The following is a 4,477-nucleotide window of genomic DNA, read 5'->3' as shown; positions in this document are numbered from 1 at the left end:
TGTTCAGGCCGTAGCTCACGACGTTGAACCATTTGCCGCTCATGTTCAGCGGCATGCCGTGGGTGAGGTGGCCGCCCTCCGCCAGGCTCATGCCCATGATGGTGTCGCCCGGCTTCAGGAAGGCCAGGAACACCGCCTCGTTGGCCTGCGCGCCGGAATGCGGCTGCACGTTGGCGGCCTCGGCGCCGAAGATCTGCTTGATGCGGTCGATCGCCAGCTGCTCGGCGATGTCGACGTTCTCGCAGCCGCCGTAGTAGCGCTTGCCGGGATAGCCCTCGGCATACTTGTTGGTGAGCTGGGTGCCCTGGGCGGCCATGACGGCGGGCGAGGCGTAGTTCTCGCTCGCGATCAGCTCGATGTGTTCTTCCTGGCGGCGGTTCTCGGCCTGGATGGCGGCCCAGAGTTCGGGATCGGTCTGTTCGATGAGGATGCGGCGGTCGTACATGAGCGGCGGTTCCGTGGACGAAGGTGCCCTGTGCAAGGCCAGGGCTGCCCAGGCGAACGGCTGGTCACCGGCTGCGGCGCGCGGGCCGCTGCAAGGCAGCGCCGCGAGGCCCGCAGCGGGCGGTACGCTTCCCAGTGGTTTGAAGGTGGATCCACGTCAGCGCGCCCCGCAGGGCGCGCCTATCGCCAGTCGCGCACGGGGCGAGTTTAACCCAGGCTCCTGGGCGCCGCCCGGCCGCCCTGGGAGATCACGCCCGGGTCCGGCACGGTCGGCGCCGGGCTGGGCGCCACGGTGCGCAGCGGCGCCGGCGGGGTGGCGATGGGCACCGAGCGGCCATGGGCCACCTGCTGCAGCCGCGCATGCTCGGCCAGCACCTTGTCGGCGTAGCCGCCGTCTTCCGGCAGCAGGGCCGCGCCCACGTAGTACTTCAGGCCCGCCGGCACCGAGCCGGCGCGCTGGATGCACTCCTGCAGCACCTTGGCGCCCACCCGCAGGTTGGTCACCGGGTCGAAGGCCGCCAGCCGGCCGCCGAAGTTCTCGTACTTGTCGCTGTGCACGCCGGTCATCACCTGCATCAGCCCCTGCGCCCCCACCGGGCTCTGGGCGAACGGGTTGAAGCCCGACTCCACCGCCATCACGGCCAGCAGCAGGGTCGGGTCGATCCGGGTGCGCTCGCCGATCTCGTAGGCCTCGGCCACCAGGGCGCTGAGCGGCTCGGGCGCCACCCGGTACTTGCGGCTCAGCCAGTACGCCACCGCGGCCTGCTGCTTGGGCAGTTCCTTGGGGTTGAGCGCCGTGGCGCGGTCGATCGCATCGAGCTCGGGCACGAGGCCGAGCGTTTCCGCCTGGCGCGCATGCAGCCAGGTCATGAGCTGGGCTTCCCCGGCCTGACGGAGGTCGGGCCGGGCCAGCAGGGTCAGAACGGAGAAGACCACCGCCAGCCCCACCACCGCGAAGCCGTTGTGCGTGATCTCGAAGAAGCCCTCGGCGACGTCGCAGCAGAAGGTCTGCACGCCCCGGGTGAATCTTCCCAGTGTTCCTGACGCTGTCATAGCACTTCCTTTCTACGCGCGGAGCCCTGGGCTTCGGCCGCTTCGCGAGCGGCCTCCACCTTCGTGCTCCCCGTTTGGATTGGTACGCCATCGGAGCGGAGGGCCCTTCGTGGGAGGGTCCTTCTCCGGTCCGATTCGCCGGGTTCGGCAGCGGGTTGTCTGGAGGTCCCCCCCTGTGGGGAGACGCGGCGGATTCTAGGCAGGCGCTTAATGCCGGGTCAAGGATGTTTCCAAGTGTTTTTATGCTGAATTGGAGATAAGAGGCCGGTACTGTACGGCTCGACAGCAGAAAAGTTCCGTAGTCCGTACGCGCCAACCCTTGTCAGCCCCACCTGACAGCAGGCGCAGTGCTATCGATATCGGAGCGCGGCGCGAAAGCTGACGGCGCCCCCGCCGCTTGTCGGCCGGCCGCCGGGCGGAGGAGGGAATGTCCGGAGACGCCCCGCTGGACGGCGCTCGGTGCAATCGCCCCGCTCACCGCCATTGAAAAGTCGGACTTGCATTCCGTGCCGGTGCGGCCTAACTTGACGGGGCCCGAGCAATCGGGCGACCAGCCGGTAGGGCCACGTTCTGTGGCAGCCCCGGCTTCCTCAAGGAAGCAATCTTTGCTTCCGGCGCAACGCGGACACCACGTTCGTGTTGCGAACCCAGACGGCAGCGACATCAGGTCGGACCGTCCAGCCCGGCAGGCAGCTTCAGGCTCCTGGCCGGGCTTTCCATTTCCGGCGTTCGCATTTCGCGGCGAGAATACGGGCTTCGCCCCCTTCCCGGGGGCTTTCCTTTCCTTCGCATCAATAGATTGTGAGCAGCTTGAAGACCCACGACACCCAGGCACTGGACGCGCTGACAGGGGGTGCCTTTTCCGCGCCCACGTCCGGGGAACGCGCGGCCCGCGTGCGCGAGTGGCTGGCCCGCGAACCGAGCGCGGAGCAGATGCAGGAGGTGTTCCGCGAGCTGAGCGCGCGCGACAAGGGCGCGGCGCGCCTGCTGCGCGAGCGGCTCGACGAGATCAAGCGCGCCAAGGGCCAGGAGGCGATCGCCGCCGAATGGTCCGAAAAGGCGCGCCACCTGCTGGCGCAGCCCCGCCTGAACATCGCCGACGCCCTGGCCTGGCAGCGCGATGCCGCCAAGGCCGGCGCGCCGCTCAGTCGCGAGCCGCTGGCCGGCGTGAAGACGCAACTGGCCGAGCGCGTGAAGGGCATCGAGGACCTGCAGAACCGCGTGCAGGTGCAGCGCGAGGCCGCCGTGCTGCTGGCCCAGCGCATCGAGGTGTTGTCCACCAAGTCGTGGCAGGACGCCCAGGGCGCCGCCGAGGCGCTGCGCGCCGACGTGCCCCAGTGGCAGGCGCAGGCGCAGGCGCTGCTGGACGATCCCAACTGGGGCAGCGTCGACGCCAAGTTCCCGCCGCTGCTGGAAGCCTCGCGCGGGCAGCTGCAGGTGGTGTGGGACGCCTTCCAGACCGCGCTGGCCCAGGCCACCGCGGCCGCCGCCGATGCGAATGCGCCGCTGCCGCCGGTGCCGGTGTGGGCCGACGAACTGCGCCAGGCGCGCGGCCTGCCGCCCGAGAGCGCGCCGCCCAAGCCGCCCAAGCCCAAGGTCGATCCCGAGCTGAAGGCCAGGGCCAACCAGGCCGTGAGCGAGGCCCTGGGCAAGCTGGAACAGGAGATCGCGCAGGGCCACGGCAAGGCCAGCGCCGGCGCCGCCAATGCGCTGCGCAACGCGCTGAAGGAACACGGCAAGCTGGTCGACGACAAGCTGGAAGCGCAGGCGCATGCCGCGCTCGGCGCCGCCGGCGAGCTGGAAGGCTGGCAGCGCTGGCGCGCCGACCAGCTGCGCCAGGAGCTGGTGGCCAAGGCCGAAGGCCTGTTCGAGACGGTGCCGGCCCCGGTCACGCCGGAGCCCGCGCCGGCCGACACGGAAGCGGCGGCCACCGAGCAGGCCGAGGCCGAATCGCCCGCCGCCACCCCCGTGCCCCCGCCGGTGGTGCGCAAGCCGCGCTACGGCGGCCGCAAGATGCAGGAGACGCTGCGCAGCCTGCGCGAGCAGTGGAAGCAGGTCGACCAGGGCGGCCCGCCCAACCACGCGCTGTGGAAGCGCTTCGACGAAGCCTGCAACGAAGCCTACAAGGTGGTGCAGGAGTGGCTGGACAAGGTCAAGGCCGAGGCCGCCGAACACCGCACCGCGCGCCTGGCGCTGATCGACGAAGTGAAGGCCTGGGCCGCTGCGCATCCGCAGGCGGACAACGGCGACTGGAAGGCGTTCAACCGCGCGATCCACCAGTTCTCCGAGCGCTGGCGCGAAGCCGGGCACCTGAGCGAGAAGGCCTTCGCCGACCTGCAGCCGCAGTGGAAGGAGGCGATCTCGCAGGCCGCCGGCCCGCTGGAGCGGGCGCAGAAGGAGAGCATCGAGCGCCGCAACGGCATGATCGAAGAGGCCAGGGTGCTGGGCGAGGCGCCCAGCCTGCGCATCGACGCCGTCAAGGCCCTGCAGCAGCGCTGGCAGGCCGAGGCACAGACGGTGCCGCTCGATCGCAAGCAGGAACAGAAGCTGTGGGACGCGTTCCGCAAGCCGATCGACGAGGCGTTCAACCGCAAGACGGCGGAGCGCGAGAAGGCGAGCGCGGCGATGAGCGCGCGCGACCGCGCCGTGCTGGAGGCGTCGAAGGCGGTGGAAGAGGCCACGGCCAGCGGCGACGCGCAGAAGATCCGCGCCGCGATGCAGGCGCTGGAGCAGGCGCTGCGCGCCGGCGGCGAGGCTGCCGGGGCAGGTGGCGCTGCAGGCGATGCCGCCGCGGGGGGTGCTCCTGCGGCAGCTGCACCCGCCGCGCCGGAGCAGCAGCCCGGGGCCGAGGCGAATGCCGAGACGGCGACTGCCGAGGCCGGCACGAACGAGGGCGAAGCCGCCGCTGCGGCGCCGGCGAAGCCCGCGCCCAAGCCGGTCGTGGCCATGCGCGGCGACGACCGGCCCGGCGCGCGCCGTC

Annotated in this window: 2 protein-coding genes and 1 pseudogene; 1 reads left to right on the top strand and 2 read right to left on the bottom strand. The window is 71.0% G+C overall.

Going from position 1 to position 4,477, the window contains the following annotated elements; genetic code table 11:
• A pseudogene (gene glyA, locus VFM98_RS15485) lies at positions 1 to 445 on the bottom strand (serine hydroxymethyltransferase); the annotation flags it as partial.
• Positions 446 to 651: 206 nt separating this feature from the next.
• Positions 652 to 1,497 carry a lytic transglycosylase domain-containing protein gene (locus VFM98_RS15480; protein WP_325110803.1) on the bottom strand — a complete coding sequence of 282 codons (846 nt, stop codon included), beginning with the start codon at positions 1,495 to 1,497 and terminating at the stop codon, positions 652 to 654.
• Positions 1,498 to 2,298: 801 nt separating this feature from the next.
• Between VFM98_RS15480 and VFM98_RS15475 the strand changes: the two genes are divergently transcribed.
• Positions 2,299 to 4,477 (top strand): DUF349 domain-containing protein (locus VFM98_RS15475; RefSeq protein WP_414709035.1); only part of this gene is annotated, 2,179 nt, incomplete at its 3' end.

The organism is Ramlibacter sp. (genome assembly GCF_035706265.1).
GTDB lineage: Bacteria > Pseudomonadota > Gammaproteobacteria > Burkholderiales > Burkholderiaceae_C > Ramlibacter.
The sequence above is the reverse complement of the archived record's forward strand: the minus strand, read 5'-3'. Positions and strand labels throughout refer to the sequence as shown.

Coding starts and splice junctions, on each gene's coding strand:
- VFM98_RS15480 (WP_325110803.1), bottom strand. CDS start 1,497: ATGACAGCGTCAGGAACACTGGGAAGATTCACCCGGGGCGTGCAGACC.